Consider the following 18,943-nt stretch of genomic DNA (forward strand, 5'->3'; position numbering starts at 1 on the left):
GTTCAAAGAGTCTATCTGTTTAAAAACTTATTATTGTATGTGTGTGATTTGGCCAATTTAAATCCTCCAGTAATTCCATTTGGTACATCGTCAACAATTTCAGAATAAGTTCTTATTAACCTACCAGCTGTATCATATTCAAACTGTGTTGCTAAACCATTATTCCCTATTATGTGGGTCAATTCATCCCATTCGTTGTAAACATACCCAGTAATAGATGAAGCTATTGGACGAATCATCAAATCATCAAAGTATACTGTTGAAGCGTCAAGAGAAGTTACATATATTGAATGAGTTGCTGAAGCCACATTCACATAACCAGCTTTTAAAACCCAATTACCAGCATTATATGTTTCTGAGAAATCGATAATACTTCCATTGTTATTTATTCTCGCTTTTGCAGCATTTGCCTTCTCTACCCAAACAGATATTTTATATTTACCAGGTTTATGATCAAAATCATTCATAGTAACACCAAATTGAGAACTTGATGTAGCTGCTACAGAATATTTACCAGTATGATAAATTGTTGCATTTCTTGAAGCATTTAGCATTACTACTTTTGGTTCTAAGAAATTTGGGTAATTTAATGAAGGAGTATTTTCGGCACCAGTATAAAACATTTCGTTATATCCAGCATTACCCGTAGCGATTATTTTAGTGTCATTATCTCCCTTTTTACTAGATGCATAATTACCATTTATGTCTTTCATTTCTAAAGCTGCTGAAAAGTGGTCATATAAGGTTATCTCTGAAATTTGTTTCCATTTAGTATTTACTTGTGGAGAACCAATTTCCCAAACAAAACCATCATCACTATTAACGTTGTTGTAATTTTGGAAAATTCCATCGTTATCTTTAACACCATTCCAAACATATGATTTATGTTGTCTCCATATTTTTTCATTTGCAGCAGATGGAGTTGTTGAAGTTCCGGTTATATCATTATATTTCCAGATATTACTCCACGTAGTAATACCTACACCTGTTTCTTTCCATTTACTATCATTTGTATCCCATAAATAGGAATAATTAGCAGCTGTTTGAGACAACATATTTTTATTGTTAATACCATCAGCTTTTGAACCCATTTCTTGGTACTTTAAATATGCCGGAATAATTTTTTGTTTAAAAGATTTTCCATCGCTAGTGACAGAATGAGATTCTACTACTTGTCCTGTTAGAAAATCAAGTTTGTCTATATAATTACTAGTTGTATAACTACCTTGGGTTGATGTTGTACTTTTTAATATGTTAGGGTACTTTATTTTGCTCGTACTTCCTAATCTATAAGTTACTACTGATCCATCATTAATTCTTTTATACACACTGAAAGTTTCTTCAGAAATCCCTTGTTTTATATTGGATATATCTTGGTATGTATTTTGTGTTTTTGATAAAAGCTGTCCAAGACTATTAAATGTTTTTACATGTTTTAGTCTGCCTAATGATGAAGTTATGTCTTTGATATTAAATCTACTGAAGTTTAGGTTATAAGATTCTCCATTTGCTGAACCTGACCACGGTGAGTTTTGTGTTTTTTCAATTTCTAAAATGCCAGGAATATTTAAACTTGTGGAAATGGTTGCAATATCCTGCTTTAGTACATTAAAATTATATTCTTGCGTGGTACCCAATTCATTATTAGAGGAATAGTTTTTTACTGTCACATATTCATACAAAACACCAGGGGACGGCAATTCTGAAAGATATTTTACTTCTTTAAAAGATTTGGATGGCATATACGATGTAATACCCGATGATTTATAATTAGTATCCGTTTTGTTTTCAGCAAAACCAGGAACATTATAAAAATATCGTATTATGTTTTTAATAACTGAGTTTTCTTTTACACAAACTTCTTTTACTCTGGTCCCACCACTATTCTTATCATTTGTTGATAATACAGTTGTAGGAGATGATACAGCTTCTTTATCAAAATCATCAGATTCATAAGTAATGTTTATTTCAGAACCTAGTGGAGTTACAATTTTGTTCAAGCTCCACATCGATGGGTTATCTTTATAATATCCCCAATTGTCTTCTTTTGTAGCGTCATAATTTTCAGTGTTGATATAACCGAATTTATATGGTGGAATAATTTTATTATTATCCCTGCTAAGAAATTGCACAGAATTTAATGTTAATCGTCCTTCATTGGAATATTGTAAATTTGGAGCATTTTTAGCCAGGGAGTTAATACCAGTATCATAGCCAAACAGAATAGTTTTTATGGCTTTTTGCTCCAAGCCTTGTCCAATAATATCTTGTTTATCATAGACGTTATTGTAATATTCACCATACCATATTTGATTCCGACCTAATACAGTTTGATCATTGTATGTTGCAGGACTTTGCCAATATACTTCATGATAAAAATCTACAAATTTAATTTGACCTTTAAACGTTGAAGGATTGTGAATACCTTTGCTTTTAGTAAGATTTACATTTTCATTTTTAAGTAACAATATTTTACTTAATCTTAGAGATTTATGCGTATTAGATTTTATATATTGCCCCCAATGTACATCCATTACCCAATATGCTGGTGGGGATGATGGTTGAATACTACTTTCGTAAATACCATCATAGTATTTTTTACCATTTTTTCCTACTATTAAATTCCTTTGCCTAGCATTTTTCAAATCTAAATCATTTTCGTTATTACCAATTTGTAAGCTATACGATAAATCATCACTTCTTTCTTCTTTAATAAATAATGCGGTATGTGTTCTTGTTTTTATTTTATCTAAATAATAAATTTCTTTAACCCCCCAACTATACGATTTATTAGTACCATCATTTTTTACTGGTGTACACCAAGTAAAACCATCACTCCATTTTCCATAATCAAATGAAGTCCAGTATCCCATGTCTTCTTGATCCACCTTATTATTTAAATTGGTATCTATATAATCTGGCCCTGTAATTGCAGTTAAGAGCCAATGGGTAGCGTAAGGAGTAAATTGTTGTTTTTCAAAAAATCTAGAGTTAAAGTCAGAATTTATAGTTGTAGCTCTGGTGAATTGGTCTTTTTGATATACTGGTAAAGAATAATGATAAACTTTACCATCTAATGCAGTAATTTTAAAAGCTCCAATACCATCTGCAGGTGCAGAAGTTCGATCATAATTTTCCGGGTTAACAATAATAGAATTGTTTGAAGTGAGAATTTCTTTATTGGTAAAAGTTTCAATATAACTACCAGTTCTTTTTCGTTTTGTTTGCTCGACATAACCATTTTGGACTACACCATTATCATATGATAGCGTATTGAAAGTGCTGGAATCATTAAAATTTTGTGGTGGAGTAGTTGGTAAATATGGCGAATAAGTCCATTGGTTTGAGGTTATTCTTAAGAAAGAAGAGGGCTCATTATCAAAATAGAAATGGATGTCATTGGTATTATCATCAATTGTTTTTGTGAATTTTCTATTAGTGCCTACTGTGTAAGTTCTTGCTGAATTATCTGAGGATGTGACTGTTTTTGCATTATTTTGTAAGCTTCCATTCTCAAAAATCCCAGGTTTAAAAGAACCGGAAATCCCTTGGCCTGAAACTGAATAATAGTCATAAGCCATGAACGCTAAGTTATCACCATTTGCTTGGTTTTCGTCATTTTGCAAGTATAATGAATTATAAGAATCTGAATTATTTATATTATTAAAATTTGTAGCTTCTTCAAAACCCTCCATGTCACCTGCATACAGTGAACCTTGATAACCTGTATATCTATTTTGATAAGTCCAGTAACGTGTTTTGGAATATCCGAAAGTAAGATTTACTGCATATATTTGGATAGGTATGTTGAAGGATGATGCACTTATATTAAGACCTCCATTTCCATAATTATTTCCAGATGATTGAAATCCTTGACCAGTAACAGATCCGGAAAGACCATTTTTAGAACTAAATGATATTTCAGTACCGCTACCAACACCTAGTGAAGCCCCAGCGGAAGTGCCTTGACCTTTAAAACTTTGATTTACGCCTAAATATAATGAACCATCTGATGCACTAATGTTAGCTCCATTTGTTCCTATGCTTGCACTTATCCCAGCATAACCAATACCAATACTTGAGCCATCACTTCCTGCTTTTGCAAATACCCCTGCAAAACTTCCCTGTACTCCTCCGCTCGTATTGTATGTGTTAACGCCGCCAAATGATTTGTTTTCGGTATAAGAACCGTATAAGCCAACAGAAGCACCATTTGAGCCCCAGCCTATAGATAGGCTTCCTGAGTAGGAACTACTAACTCCTCCTGCGTCGTATACGATTTGATTTACTTTTGCTCTTTTCCAATCATCAGGCACACCCGTTACACCACGATTTATAGCTCCCGGATTTAGGCTCCAGCCTAATCCAACCCAAGAAGCCTCTTGGTCCATCGCAATTCCTGCATGATTGGATAAAGTTAAAGGATATCCGCCTTCAGGGCTGGGAATATTTAGTAATGGCAATACGTATGACATATCTCCAGAAATCAAATTAACCATATCAGTGGCATCTATAGGCTCAAAACTTGTGGCTTCTGGAGAAACGGGTCCATTATTAGCAGCAAATAGATTGTTAGGAATTAAAGAAGGAAAAAAAATCAACAGAAAAAAAGTCGCAATAATACGATGGCGCTTTTGGTATTTGGTCATGGTAGTAGGTTTTAAAAACGTAATTGAGGTTCGTTTGTTAAGGCTTTTGTATTAAGTTTAAATTTAATATCGCCAGTTTCAAGGCCTAAATCTTCAATAACAAAATTGAGATGGTCTTGTTTCATAAATTTATTTTCTCGAGGATATACAATCATAATAGAGGTGGAGTTACTCATGCCATACATTCTAGGATAAATAAAATCTGCCATAGTCAGAGTATCTTTGGTTGGAGTATAAACATGTAGTTTTTCTTCTATACCAAAAGCTAAATCATTAACCATTTGGCCAAATTTAGCTTTATCTCCTGCAACATTATTTAATAATTCCTGATTGTTTTTAGACATCGAAATATTGAAATATAGATATTTACTATATTTTTGCCTTAGTTTCTCTATTTGTAAAGGGTCGATATTATCCCCTAATTCTTGCTGAACTAATAAATCTGTAGGCCGGTATTGTAAGATATAATCAACACCAGCAACTGTTTTTTTATAACAATAGCCATTGTCTTCATCTTTGATGTAATCATACATTTCCTCTTGTGTATCAAAAGTTTTTGAACAAGAGGTAATTATGAACAATAAGAGTAGTAATAAAAGATTATTTTTTATCATACTCTGCATTAAGTCCTTTTAAAATTTCTTCAGTTAAATCGGTAGACTCATCAGCATACATGATATTTCCTCCACCGCTAGCACCAAATATAATCTTATAGTTATGTTCTTTTCCGTACTCTTTGATATAATCATTAATGTCATTAATTACGGTTTGGGTCACTTTTTTATCTTCTTCCTGAATTTTTTTCTGGATTGCTTCTTGGTATCCATTAATTTGTTGTTGCTTATTACCCAGTAATTCTTGTTTTAGTTTTAACTCTTTTGGATTTAAGCTAGCTCTTTCTTTTTCGTAGTTTTTTAACTCTTCTTGCCAGTTTGCAATTAATGAATCAACATTTGCTTTCATCAGATTTGCCTTTTTTTCAAACTCAGTTTTAGCAATTTTAGTTTTGCTGTAACCTGTAATTAACTTGTTAACATCAACATAGACTAATTGGTAACTTGATTTCGCGTAGAAGATTGCAATAAGGCTTAAAAATACTGCTGCAATAGCAATATATGTAGGAATTTTTTTCATTATTTTTTAACTGAATTTTTACGCAATGTTAAAGAATTTATGTTAATTTAACAAGTGATATTATATTATTTTTTAAGCAAAAAATAATTACATTTGCCTAATAATATCAGCGTATTCATGAAAATTAAAGTATATAAAAAATTACCGTCTTTCAACCTACAAGAGATGTTAATTGTATTGGCAATAATCGGTATTTTGTTACTAATTGCATTACCGAATTTGATGCCGTTAATTACAAAAGCTAAAAGTGTAGAGGCACAGGTGCAATTAAAAGCAATTTATAATGCCGAGAAACAATACTTTTTTATGTATTCTAAATACAGTCCTGATTTTGCAGAGATAGACTTTGAAGCTCCTAAAACGACAAAGGAGAATGGTAGTGCGAATTATGTGTATGAAATTGTGCAATCGACTAATAATGAGTTTAAAGTAAAAGCTACAGCTATTACCGATTTTAATGGTAATGGTGTTTTTAATGTTTGGGAAATTGATCAGAATGGCGTTCCAAAACAAATTATAAATGACTAATGTGGCTATTAAAACTGTTATTGGTTGTTTTGTTTTTTATAATTTTATATCAGGATTATAAGGATCGTTTGGTTTATTGGTTTTTATATCCTTTAATCGGGGTTCTGGCTTTTGTAATCCAGATTGCTTTTTTACCTCTTGATTCTGTTTTATTTAATATTGGGATTAATTTAGTATTAGTTTCTTTTTTATTATTGGTTTGTTATGGATATACCAAACTAAGAAATCTAGAGTTTAAAAACTCATTTGGGATAGGAGATGTACTATTCTTTATTTTTATCACTTTCTCTTTTTCTATAATCTCTTTTTTTGTTCTTTTTCTGTTTTCATTATTATTTTCGTTGGCATTGCATTTTGTCTTATCAAAAAATGATGTAAATAAAACAGTTCCATTAGCAGGATATATGTCTTTATTTTTTGGAGTTGTTTACGGAATCACTTTTTTTTACGAGAGCAACTTTTTATATGCCTACTAGCCAATGATTAATTTTGATATCCCTATAGAATTTCAACAACTTGTTAAATCCGAACAAGCCTATCATTATAGAATCATCCCTGTTGGTAAAACAGACGGTTTAATTGTTTTAAAAACAGATAGTCATGATGCATTAAGTTTGCAAAATGAATTATCGGTTTTATTAAATTTTCCAATTAAAGTAGAGGAGGAGAGTACTGAAAATATTAATCGTTACTTAAGTACTAATTATAGAAAAACATCTTCAGAGAATGTCTCTAGCATTCATTATTCGACAGATTTTTTAGAGAAAATAGTTCTAAATGCCAAAGAAATAGGAAGCAGTGATATCCACTTTGAGCCTTATGAGAAAAATGCACGAGTACGTTTCCGTTTAGATGGAAAATTGAAAGAACAATTTCATATAGCTACAGATGAATATCCTGTTATCATAAATAAGATAAAAATTAGGGCACAGCTAGATATTTCTGAAAAAAGACTTCCACAAGACGGTCGTATTACGATGGTTACAGATTATGAAGATTTTGATGTTCGTGTATCTGTGTTACCTACATTACACGGAGAAAAAGTTGTACTACGTATTTTAAGTAAAGATACCAGCCATATAGATATCAATGCACTTGGTTTTACAGAGAAAGAATTAGTGACTTATCTCGAAAATATTAAAAGGCCTAACGGAATTGTTCTTATTTCTGGACCAACTGGATCAGGAAAAACAACTACTTTATACGCTACTTTAAAAAAACTAAATTTACCAAACACTAATATATTAACAGTTGAAGACCCTATAGAATATACTCTGGAAGGGATTAATCAAGTTCAGTTAAAAGAAAATATTGGACTTGATTTTGCAACTACATTAAGAACATTTTTGCGACAAGATCCAGATGTTATTATGGTGGGTGAAATTCGAGATGTAAATACTGCAAACATGGCGATACGTGCTGCCTTAACAGGGCATCTTGTATTGTCTACTATCCATACCAATTCGGCTTGGGCTACTGTTTCACGACTTATCGATATGGGAATACCTTCATTCCTTATAGCAAGTACACTTAATGTAAGTGTGGCTCAGCGTTTAGTAAGAAAGCTTTGCGTGCATTGTAAAGTAGAAGAAAACGTCTCATCCGATCTTTTTCCTACGGGTTTTTCTATACCAGAGGGTTTAGAGAAACACCATGTAGCTATAGGGTGTGAAAATTGCTATCATACAGGCTATTCAGGAAGAAAAGCCATTTATGAAATTCTACCTATCGGAGGAGAACTTTCGGCCTTAATTAAAAATAATCAATTAGATATTAATACCTATTTAGAAGAAAATGAAATTTTCACATTGAAGAAAAATGCATTATCTCTAATTAAAGATGGAACTACTTCTGTTGATGAAGTTTTTTCGTTACTCTTGTAAATAATTTAAAAGCCATACATCTGACTTATATTCATGAAAAAAATAACTACTATCCTCTTACTTTTAATTTTTCAAATTTCATTTTCTCAAGAGAATCGGATTCATCAACTTAAAAACAATATAGAAGCAATTAGTGCAGATGCACCAGGGCTAACAGAAAAAGTTAATATTAATATTAAAGAATCATCCCTTTCTAGTTTCTTGATGGCAGTGTCTGAGGTGCATAAAATTAACATTAGTATTGCACCAAATTTAAGTCAGATCAATATTGTAAATAATTTTAATAATGTTACTGTTGGGGACCTTATTCTTTTTTTATGCAAAGAGTATAATCTAACAGTCGATTTTACGGGGAATATACTTTCGATTAAATCTTATGAAAAGCCAGTCGAAAAAGTAGCTGAAAAACTGATTGATGTAGTATATGACGCTCCTGATAATTTACTTTCTCTAAACTTAAAAGGAGATCAATTATATGGTGTTTTCAAAAAAATCATGGATGTTAGCGGGAAAAATTTGGTTTTTGCCCCAGGCTTAGAAAACCAATTATTAACTGTATATATTAAGAGTATGCCATTTGATGCTGCGCTGAATAAATTGGCTTTTGCTAATAATTTAACGGTATCAAAATCAAGAGATAATTTTTATATTTTTGATCAGCTAGAAGGAAATTATTCTAAAGAAATAGGTGGTGATGCTAGTGCTATGCGTCAGAATAAACCATTGCGTTCCCGAAAATCTAACTTTTTCTTTACCATAATCGATGCTGATAAAAAATTACTGGATGTAGATTTTGAGAATACTCCAATATCAAGTATAATTTACGATATAGGACACGAATTAGATATCGATATGTTTATATCTAGCCCATTGGAAGGAGCTGGTAATGCAACTGTTAAAGCTAAAAATATATCTTTTGATGCATTATTGAATAAACTTTTTGAGATTAAGCCAGATAATAATGTTGGAGCTTCATCCCAATCTCAGTTTAATAATTCGAATAATGGTGGAAATATTCCTGCTTCTGGAGGTCAATATAGCTACATGAAAAATGGTTCTATTTATTATTTTGGGACAAAAGATCAGCTTGTAGTTAGAAACATAAAAGTTATTCCGTTAATGTATCGATCAATAGATATATTAAGTGATCCTGCAAAAGAGGGAAGAAGCGCCGGAAGACTAAATAACAATACTAACTATTCAAATTATAACTCTGGCAGTAATTCAAACTACAATTCGTCTGACAGATCAAATTCAAATTATTCAAACCAGAATAATAATTATAATTCTGGAGGTAATGCTTCTTCAAGCAGTTCATCGTCTGGAAGCTCAAGCAATCCATCTGAATCTATTTTAAGCATCATTCCAGATGAAATAAAAAGAGAACTAGATATTAAAATAGATAAAGAATTGAATAGCTTTTTGGTAAATGGTCCAGCGGCTAATATCGAACGTTTTGAAACTTTTATAAAATATATTGATAAAGCTGTTCCGGTTATTTTAATAGAAGTAATGCTTCTGGAAGTTAATAAAAGTGCTACTGTCGAAACTGGAATAAACGCAGGAATAGGAAATAAACCAGTTACAACTACAGGGAGTTTATTCCCTAGTGCAGATATTAATTTAGGAGCACAAACAATCAATAGTATTATAGATGGTTTTAATGGGTTTGGCTCATTAAATATCGGAAAAGTAGTTCCTAATTTTTACTTAAGCCTTAAGGCTATGGAAACAAATGGGAACTTAAAAATTCGTTCATCCCCAAGATTATCTACTTTAAACGGGCATAAAGCTTATTTATCTATAGGAGAAACAACTTATTATGTAGTAACTAATCAGAATTTTTATGGATCGCAAATCCCTCAAGCTTCAGAGGTTAAGAATTACCAACCTATCGACGCAGAATTATCTGTAACTATTATGCCGCTAGTTTCTGGCGATGGTCAGATTACAATGGATATAAAAGTAATTCAGTCAAGTTTTAATGGGCAAAAGGTAGATAAAAATGCTCCTCCGGGAATTAATTCAAGAGAGTTTACCTCTATCATTCGTGTTAAAGATCAAGATATAATTGTTTTGGGAGGATTAGAAGAATCTGTAAAAAATGATTCAGGAACAGGAGTACCTATATTATCAAGAATTCCTGTTATTAAATGGTTATTTAGCTCTCGTAAGCGAGAAGACTCTAAGAAAAAATTATCGGTATTAATTAAACCTACAGTTATTTACTAATGACTATTCCATCATTAACTACTTTTTTACTTGGTAAACAATATATAGGTATTGAGCACTTCACTTTAAATAATGAAGAAAAGGTTGCTTTGTTATTGGTCGAAAATAAAAAAGAAGGATTAGTAATAGAGAAAAAAGACAAAGTAAATTATACGGGTAAAATAGCTGACAAATGGGATAAAAAACTTCCTTTTTTTCTAATCATAAATACCAATCAGGTCATTCAAAAAGAAGTAACAGGAGTTGAAGCATCTGATGAAAAGTTATTGCACAAGGCTTTTCCGAATACTAATTGGGATGAATTCTATTTTGAAATTTGGCGTTTAAAAACTAAATCTATAGTTGCTATAACCAGAAAAAGCTATTTGGATGATTTGCTTTCTCACTATGCAGAGCAAAAGATTATAGTCGCAGGTATAAGTTTAGGTATTTGCTCAATCGCCGAAATATTAAATTATACCAACGAAAAGAAGTTTTTTACGAACAATCAAATTGTTATTACCGAAGAAGGAAGCCAGATTATAACACCTAGTATTGAGGACTTAGAAGCCACTTATACTATTAATGAGCTTAGTATACACAATACGCATTTGTTACCTTTTTCGGGTTTGCTACGATTAATAACAAACAATACTCAAAATACAGGAAGTAGCATAATACATAGCGAAGCGCTTTATGACAATTACAATCAAAAAGTATTTTTTTCTAAAAGTTTAAAAATAATGATTGGGATTGTGTTAGCGATTTTGGTTGTTAATTTCTTTTGTTTTTCACATTATTATAAATTAGTTCAAAATACTTCAGAAACTTTATTAGTAAACGAATCCTCACTCGGAAATGTAAGTACAATAAAGCAAAGAATCCAAGCGAAAGAACAGAAAGTAAAAAGTATTACCGATAGAACATCTTCACAAAGTTCGCTTGTAATAAATGAAATTACAAAGAGAATACCACAGTCCATACTATTAAACGAATTAATATATGATCCATTAGTAAAGAAAATAAAGCCTGAAGAAGCTATTGTAACGGAAGAAAGAGTAATTACTATTTCTGGGACTACACTAGATAATAATGCTTTCACAAATTGGGTAGAAACTATAGAAAAACTCAAATGGATAGATAATGCTGTCATTACACATTTTGGGAAGAATGATTTAAACGAAACTGAATTTTCTATTAAACTAACACTTAAGTAAGATGAGATTAAATAGAAGAAATAAATTACTATTGGTTGGTTTTTTCCTGACGCTTTGTATATGCTACTCTTTTGCTATATCCAATACTATTGGGTATTATAATGAGTATAGTGCAAAAGAAAAACAGTTGGCAAATACCAATGAAACGCCAAAATTAATTGCCCAGTTGGTACAAAAAGAAAAGCAATTGGATTCATTTTTATCTCAATATAATATTAATCCTTCCGAATCTTTTCAGAATGATTTGCTAAAACAGTTAAATACATACAGTACTAATTACCATCTTAAAATTATCGATTTTAAAGAACCTCATAGTATTACCGAAAAAGGATTTGTAACGACAAGTTATGTTTTCTCATTAGAAGGATCTTTTAACGGATGTTTGGCATTGTTAAATAAAATTGAGAACAATCCTTCGCTAGGTAATATAAAACACTTGAACTTTACCAAAAAAAGAAACTACAAAACCAACGTAGATCAATTGAGCGTAGAAGTTATTATGCAAAAAAATCAAGGAGTTTAAATCAAGCTCTAATATAAAATTTACAATATGAAAAATAATTTTCTTTTAGGAATAATCCTAATAGGGGCAGCTTGTATTGCCCAAAATAATACTTCACCATTAAAGACAGGATCATTTTCGATTACTAATGATGGGGTGTATAATTCTCTTTTTGAGAGTGGAAATGTCGCCAGAATGAATATGGGATTTGATGGCACTACTGGCTACTATAAATTTGGTGCACACACAGGAAATGGTTTTAGAGATAATATTCTTTATATGAGAGGTAGCGATGGTAATGTTGGTATTGGTACTGCCCAGCCCTTTCAAAAGTTTGTGGTTTCTAATGATGGAGGAGAAGGGTTTGAAGTTTATTTAGACAAACCTCTTAAAATAGTAGGATTGCAGTCCTATGACAGAGCTGTAAATGCTTATTCTAAGATGCAACTAGATGCTAGTCAGTTTTCATTCATGAATGGCAATGTTGGTATCGGAACAACAAATCCTAATTATAAACTAGATGTGGTAGGCAGAATTGCAGTTGGGAGTTTATATGTAAAAAAGTTAGATATTACTAATGATGGCGGCTTTAACTCAACTATAAATAGCAGTGGAGTTGCATCTATTGATATGGGTTTTGATGGTGCTACAGGCTATTCTAAATTTGGAGCACATACAGGAGATGGTTATAGAGATAATATTCTTTATATGAGAGGTAGTGATGGTAATGTTGGTATTGGTACAGCTAAGCCCTCTCAAAAGTTTGTGGTTTCTAATGATGGAGCAGAAGGGCTAGAAGTTTATTTAGAAAAATCTCTTAAAATAGTGGGATTGCAGTCCTACGATAGAACTGGAAATGCTTATTCTAAGATGCAACTAGACGCTAGTCAGTTCTCATTTATGCATGGTAATGTTGGAATCGGAACTATAACAACAGGAACTCATAAACTCGCTGTAAATGGTTCAATAGGAGCTAGAGAAATTAAAGTTGAAACTACAATTTGGCCAGATTATGTATTTAAAAAAGAATATGATTTGCCAACTCTTAAAGAAGTTGAGAAGCATATTGCAGAAAAAGGCCATTTAAAAGATATTCCAAGTGAAGAAGAAGTCTTGAAAAACGGTATAAATTTAGGAGAAATGAATGCTAAACTTTTGCAAAAAATAGAAGAACTTACTCTTTATGTTATCGAGCAAGGAAAAAAAGCTGAAGAATTAAAACTTTATGTAAAGGAACAGAATAAACTCATAGACGAACAAAATAAACGTATAGATAAACTAGAGAAAGATTCGTCTAGAAAATAATAATTAAACCATAACAAATCATGAAAAATAATTTTCTTTTAGGAACAATCTTAATAACATCATTTTGCTTCGCCCAGAATAATTATCCACCTGATGGTAACGTAGGTTTGGGTACAAATACTCCATTGAGTAAGTTATCTGTTTCAGGATCATTAACCATTAATGGGGGATTAACAAATAGTTCTGTTAGACCTTTAATATCATCTGGAACGCTATTAAATGGAGAAATTAGAGGATATAGCGATAGCGGAAGCCTTTTTGATGACGGATTTTTAAGGTTGTCAGCTGGTGGAGGAACAGGTTTAAATGTAAAGTCTTATATTGATCTCTCAGGTTATTCTACTCAGCCAGATTTAAATAGGAATATAACATTTGGAACTTTAGGGCAAGAACGCATGAGAATTGATATGAGTGGTAATATTGGTATCGGTACAACAGCTCCTAATTCTAAATTAACTATTAGATCAGGTACAACAGGTGTTAGTATTCATCCTGGCTCTGGTGCAAATTCTTATTTTGGATCTATAGCTTTTAACAGGGAATCTGCAACTGGAGAAATATTTGATAGTAGAGCTTATGCATTTCAAATTAATAATGGGAATAATGTATATGACAAAAGTCTTCATTTTCAAATTTATAGTGGGGATGGGATGCAAATTAGTAATAATGCATTGGTAATTAATGCAGCTACAGGAGGAAACATAGGTATCGGAATATCTGAGCCATCAGCTTTATTAGATATTTATTCTCCTTTGCCTCTTGTAGGGAGTTATGATACTCAAAAATGGTCAACTAGTAATGCCGATTATAATCTTAAACTACAAACTGTTTGGAATTATAGCGGGATAAATCAAGAGTTTATTCAAAGATTTAATGGAGTTGATTATAAATCACTGGTTTTTTTTCAAGGTAATATAGGTATTGGAATAGCTAATCCAACAAATAAACTAGACGTAAACGGAACTATACATTCAAAAGAAGTAAAAGTTGATTTGAAAGATTGGCCAGATTATGTATTTAAAAAAGAATATGATTTACCAACTCTTAAAGAAGTTGAAAAACATATTACTGAAAAAGGGCATTTACAAAATATCCCTAGTGAAGAAGAAGTCTTAAAAAGTGGTGTGAATTTAGGAGAAATGAATGCTAAACTATTACAAAAAATAGAGGAACTAACTCTTTATGCTATTGAACAAGGGAAAAAAACAGAAGAATTAAACGTTTATGTAACGGAACAGAATAAGCTAATAGACGATCAAAATAAAATTATAATTGAACTAAATAAAGCTAGAATTGAACAAAATAAGCGTTTAGAGAAATTAGAGAAAGATTCATCTAGAAAATAATAATTAAACCTTAACAAATTATGAAAAATAATTTTCTTTTAGGAGTATTTTTAATAGGAGCAGTTTGTGGAGCTCAGAATAATACCTCTCCATTGGAAACAGGATCGCTTACTATTACTAATGATGGTGTTCATAATTCTCTTTTTAATAGTGGGAATGTCGCCAGAATGAATATGGGGTATGATGGTACTACAGGCTACATTAAATTTGGTGCACATACAGGAAATGGTCAAAGAGATAATATTTTTTATATGAGAGGTAGCGATGGTAATGTAGGTATTGGAACTATAGACCCTAAATTTAAACTTGATGTTGTTGGTGCTGGACATTTTAAGGTTGATGATGACAATTCTGCAATAGGTGGTTTAACAATAGAAACCAAAAATGGCACAAACTTAAAAATCGGTGGAGCTTCAACTTACAGTTGGATACAGTCGCATAATTCATTACCCCTTTACATAAATGAGCTTGGTAATAATATAATACTAAATCCGAGATCTGGGAATGTAGGGATAGGAACAATTAATCCTTTAGCAAAGTTAGAAGTAAACAACGGTAATATACTTGTTAGGAATTTGTTGTCAAATGTAGACAATGAATCTTCAATAATGATCGCACATTCTATTAATTTTAGTAACTATGATACTTTTGGAACTTCAATAAGGACAATTACTCAAAGTACTGGCTATAATACTTATGGGACGCAATTTTTTACACAAGAATCTTTCTTGACTGGACAAACAGAAAAAATGAGGATTCTTGGCAATGGTAATGTTGGAATCGGAACTATAACAACAGGAACTCACAAACTCGCAGTAAATGGTTCAATAGGGGCTAGAGAAATTAAAGTTGAAACTACAACTTGGCCTGATTATGTGTTTAAAAAGGAATATGATTTACCAACTCTTAAAGAAGTTGAAAAACATATTACTGAAAAAGGCCATTTAAAAGATATTCCAAGTGAAGAGGAAGCCTTAAAAAACGGTATAAATTTAGGAGAAATGAATGCTAAATTATTACAAAAAATAGAAGAACTTACTCTTTATGTTATCGAGCAAAACAAGGTTATAATAGAGCAAAATAAGCGCTTGGATAAATTAGAAAAGAAATAGAAGTAATCTAATAAGAAAAATAAAATGGCACTTATTTGTACTCAGTAGTTACAAAGTCAATAGACAAAAATAGTAAAACCTCGTCAAGTATTGGCGAGGCTTCATTATGAGTTAGAATAATTTAAATTAGACTCGATTTTTTTTAAAACAACGGAGATATTTATTCTTAAGTATTAATTCTTTAGTGCGTGGAAATTCTTTTAATCTCCCATTTAAGTAAATTAAACCCAAGATAAGCGCCTAAACTAAACCAAAAAAAATAGTCAATTATTTTAGTCGGAATGTAGTCGTTGAATAAAAATCTATTTACAACATCTGAAATAAGTCCAAAAATAAATATAGTCGCTATAATAGTATCATATAGTTTAATTCTTTTGCGATTCATCTTTTATACTTTTTTTGATAAAGAATTTGAGTATTTCTGATAACACATAAAGAAATATAGACAAGCAACCTATTATTAAGAAGGGTGTAAAATTTTTAATGTAATTATCGAAAAACCTAAGAACAATTAAAATTATAATTGATACAAAGGCTGATATATTAGATACCCAAATCCAAAAAGATATTTTTGTCATTTTCTTTTATTTAAACACCATTTACAGAACAATAAAATGGTCGCGTAAATTAGAGTTATAGATTGTAATATTGTAAAGATGGCATTTAGGGGATGGGTCATTAATTGCTCTTTTATAAATGCAGGAAGGCTATTAAAAGCAATGAGAATTAAAGCTAATAGCAAATATTTAACCCAAGAGATTTGAAACCTAACTAGTAATCCTACTATAAAGAGCAAGGAAAGGGATATTATGCCTATAATCGTTGCCGATTTTGAAGAAAGTATATCTGAAGAAAGTAAAAAATTAATAACTCCAAGACCTACAGAGATAAAAATGAAATTTGATGATCTAATGTAATTTGGGTTTAAAGATAATTTCATTATAAGTTTTATCAGGGTAATATATTAATAGGTTAAGTCGGAAATAAAGATAATAAAAAATGTGAGATTCAAAATAATTGCTCGTAATCGTTTTTTAATTAAATAAAAAAGAGGACAAAAATATGTCCTCTTCGTATTGTATAAATGCTAAACGGATTATTCAGCATCAGCTCCTACAAAGTCATCGCCAGTTTCACCAGCAGCAACTAATTCAGGTTTTGAAGCTTTAAGCGCATTAAATCTTTCTAATTGTTCCATTTCTCCTTCTTCACCACTAAAGTATGGGAAAACATCCATAATTGGCGATTCTGCAATAGCAGGGATTGTATAATCTCCCATGGTATTTTTCATAATACCAATTGTGTTATCGTAAGCTTCTTTTACATCATTTGCTTGTACCAAAATATACATATTTGATCTTCGCTCTTTTCCGCTTTCTTCATCATAAGCCATTAAAGATACTTTTGATTTAAACCAACGATCTGCATTTTCGAAAGGGTGAATTTCGGCATAATTAGCCATTTTTATATTTGTGATTTTAAATTCTTCACTAATATAAGCAGACATTTCTTCATTAATTCTAGTTTCTGCTTCCGTATATGATAACGCATCTACCAAGTAAGGTTCTGTAGTAACCTTTTGTGTTCCAGTATCATCAGTCTTTCTATATTTTACTTTGCATTCGTACCAAATTGTGCTCATTTCTTTTATTTTAAGGGTGTCAAAGATAGATTTTAAAGAAAAAGAAATCGACAATTCATAAAATAGATATTCACAATTTAAATCAAATATTTATATTTAATCTCCATGTTTTTTTATTCTATTGTTACTGAGAGAATTAGTTGATAGAGAGATTTTAAGTCTTGATTTTATTTTATTAAGAAGAATCAGATTAATTTGAGTATTCATTTTTTGATGCGAAATAAAAGCTAGTAAAGCAATTATTTATAAAGTTGAAAATTTTAAATTAATTAACGATATTGCTTATGAATTAAAGACAATAAAATATCTTATTTTTATGAGTGTATTATAATCTCATGAAAATTTGTTTAGTATAATATTTACGATAAAGTTACTTTAATGTACTTATTCCTTAATAAGCGTTGCATGAATTATCATATTATAAGTAATTTTTAATATCATTAAAATATTAGTTGTTATTTATTGAAATTGTGGCTTTTTTTAGTGTTTTTTTGATTTAAAAGGAGTTATATTTAAATAAGCATTTGTTAGTTTTATCCCAATAATTTATCCAGACTATTTATTTCATTTTTGAAATACTCAGGATTATTTCTTAAAATATAAAATATGAAAATTACCACACATTTCTATTCATTAAAACCACAATGGCAACGGTCGTTTGTAGATGGAATTAATGCTGAACTTATTGATGATAAAATCATTGTTATTCCTGATACAATTGGAACCGGACATACTTATTTTACAGAAGTAGCTCCAGGTATTTCAGTACTTTTTAGTGATTATATGCTAACTAGTCCGATAAGAATGAGTAAACTTATATCTGAGGAAGAGTTTTATATATTCGATTATTATCCAAGTGAATTTGGAGATTTAGATGATGAACTAAATGATACCATAAATTTAGATTTGACTATTTTAAACAATCAAGTCGAAAATATTTATGACCCTATAGTAAATCAAAGGGTATTTGGTTTTAGCTTATTTATAGATAAAGTTATGATGCATAAGTTTACTAACGAAATGCCTCATTCAGAATTTCTTAATAAAAAACTCGATAATAGTAAAGAATTACACAAGGATTATATTGATAGTCATAGTTTAATATTGATATTTTCTTTAAAGGAAAAATCAATATTTGATGTCTCATTTGAGGAATACTTAAAAGGAATCTCTTTTAAATTATTGGCAAATTTTTTAAATCGTAATGCCGATTCAGTTACTAAAAAAGAATATATGTTATAATGATTGGTGGTAATCATTATTAATGTATCCTATTTAATTGTTTTATATTTTTTTTGGATTTAAAGTTTACCCGATTGCTTAATGTGATCGGGTTTTTTATTTATAATGGTTTAGAAACTGCAATGATTTTACCTCAATTATCATTCTGATTTTTTTAGTTTAGTATATAGTC

General features: G+C 30.7%; 14 protein-coding genes. 10 read left to right on the forward strand and 4 right to left on the reverse strand.

What is annotated here, in order from left to right; translation table 11 throughout:
• Positions 1-11: 11 nt before the first annotated feature.
• The 3 genes from IW20_RS18250 to IW20_RS18260 are packed head-to-tail and all read right to left on the reverse strand — an operon-like array spanning position 12 to position 5,783.
• Positions 12-4,649 carry a hypothetical protein gene (locus tag IW20_RS18250; RefSeq protein ID WP_035625675.1) on the reverse strand — a complete coding sequence of 1,546 codons (4,638 nt, stop codon included), beginning with the start codon at positions 4,647-4,649 and terminating at the stop codon, positions 12-14.
• Positions 4,650-4,660: 11 nt separating this feature from the next.
• Entirely contained in the window at positions 4,661-5,272 is a 612-nt protein-coding gene (locus IW20_RS18255; protein ID WP_035625678.1) for a hypothetical protein, read from the reverse strand.
• The gene (locus IW20_RS18260) at positions 5,250-5,783 is read right to left on the reverse strand and encodes an OmpH family outer membrane protein (RefSeq protein WP_035625680.1); all 534 of its coding nucleotides are present in this window, start codon (positions 5,781-5,783) and stop codon (positions 5,250-5,252) included. The genes IW20_RS18255 and IW20_RS18260 overlap by 23 nt, the downstream gene beginning before the upstream one ends.
• 117 nt (positions 5,784-5,900) lie before the next feature.
• On the opposite strand from IW20_RS18260, the gene IW20_RS18265 reads away from it, so the two are divergent.
• From IW20_RS18265 to IW20_RS25505, 9 genes are read left to right on the forward strand one after another with little or no spacing between them, the layout of a single operon-like run.
• Complete coding sequence (locus IW20_RS18265) at positions 5,901-6,311, forward strand: prepilin-type N-terminal cleavage/methylation domain-containing protein (protein ID WP_035625683.1); 411 nt, start codon at positions 5,901-5,903, stop codon at positions 6,309-6,311.
• A complete protein-coding gene (locus IW20_RS18270) occupies positions 6,311-6,787 on the forward strand; it encodes a hypothetical protein (protein WP_035625686.1) in 477 nt (158 codons plus the stop codon). The genes IW20_RS18265 and IW20_RS18270 overlap by 1 nt, the downstream gene beginning before the upstream one ends.
• Positions 6,788-6,790: 3 nt before the next feature.
• A complete protein-coding gene (locus tag IW20_RS18275) occupies positions 6,791-8,194 on the forward strand; it encodes a GspE/PulE family protein (RefSeq protein ID WP_035625689.1) in 1,404 nt (467 codons plus the stop codon).
• Between the two features lie 33 nt (positions 8,195-8,227).
• A complete protein-coding gene (locus IW20_RS18280; RefSeq protein WP_035625692.1) occupies positions 8,228-10,426 on the forward strand; it encodes a type II secretion system protein GspD in 2,199 nt (732 codons plus the stop codon).
• The gene (locus IW20_RS18285) at positions 10,426-11,622 is read left to right on the forward strand and encodes a PilN domain-containing protein (protein ID WP_035625694.1); all 1,197 of its coding nucleotides are present in this window, start codon (positions 10,426-10,428) and stop codon (positions 11,620-11,622) included. The genes IW20_RS18280 and IW20_RS18285 overlap by 1 nt, the downstream gene beginning before the upstream one ends.
• Position 11,623: 1 nt before the next feature.
• The gene (locus tag IW20_RS18290) at positions 11,624-12,145 is read left to right on the forward strand and encodes a general secretion pathway protein (RefSeq protein WP_035625697.1); all 522 of its coding nucleotides are present in this window, start codon (positions 11,624-11,626) and stop codon (positions 12,143-12,145) included.
• 27 nt (positions 12,146-12,172) lie between these two features.
• A complete protein-coding gene (locus IW20_RS25495; RefSeq protein WP_051885923.1) occupies positions 12,173-13,429 on the forward strand; it encodes a hypothetical protein in 1,257 nt (418 codons plus the stop codon).
• 20 nt (positions 13,430-13,449) lie between these two features.
• Complete coding sequence (locus IW20_RS25500) at positions 13,450-14,775, forward strand: hypothetical protein (protein WP_051885927.1); 1,326 nt, start codon at positions 13,450-13,452, stop codon at positions 14,773-14,775.
• Between the two features lie 20 nt (positions 14,776-14,795).
• Entirely contained in the window at positions 14,796-15,887 is a 1,092-nt protein-coding gene (locus IW20_RS25505) for a hypothetical protein (RefSeq protein WP_051885929.1), read from the forward strand.
• Between the two features lie 1,096 nt (positions 15,888-16,983).
• On the opposite strand, the gene IW20_RS18310 is transcribed toward IW20_RS25505, so the two are convergent.
• Positions 16,984-17,529, reverse strand: a complete 546-nt coding sequence (locus tag IW20_RS18310; RefSeq protein WP_035625699.1) for a DUF4494 domain-containing protein — start codon at positions 17,527-17,529, stop codon at positions 16,984-16,986.
• 606 nt (positions 17,530-18,135) lie between these two features.
• On the opposite strand from IW20_RS18310, the gene IW20_RS18315 reads away from it, so the two are divergent.
• Positions 18,136-18,771 carry a hypothetical protein gene (locus tag IW20_RS18315; protein WP_035625702.1) on the forward strand — a complete coding sequence of 212 codons (636 nt, stop codon included), beginning with the start codon at positions 18,136-18,138 and terminating at the stop codon, positions 18,769-18,771.
• Positions 18,772-18,943 lie beyond the last annotated feature (172 nt).

It is taken from the genome of Flavobacterium hydatis, assembly GCF_000737695.1.
In the GTDB taxonomy this organism is placed as follows: Bacteria; Bacteroidota; Bacteroidia; order Flavobacteriales; family Flavobacteriaceae; genus Flavobacterium; species Flavobacterium hydatis.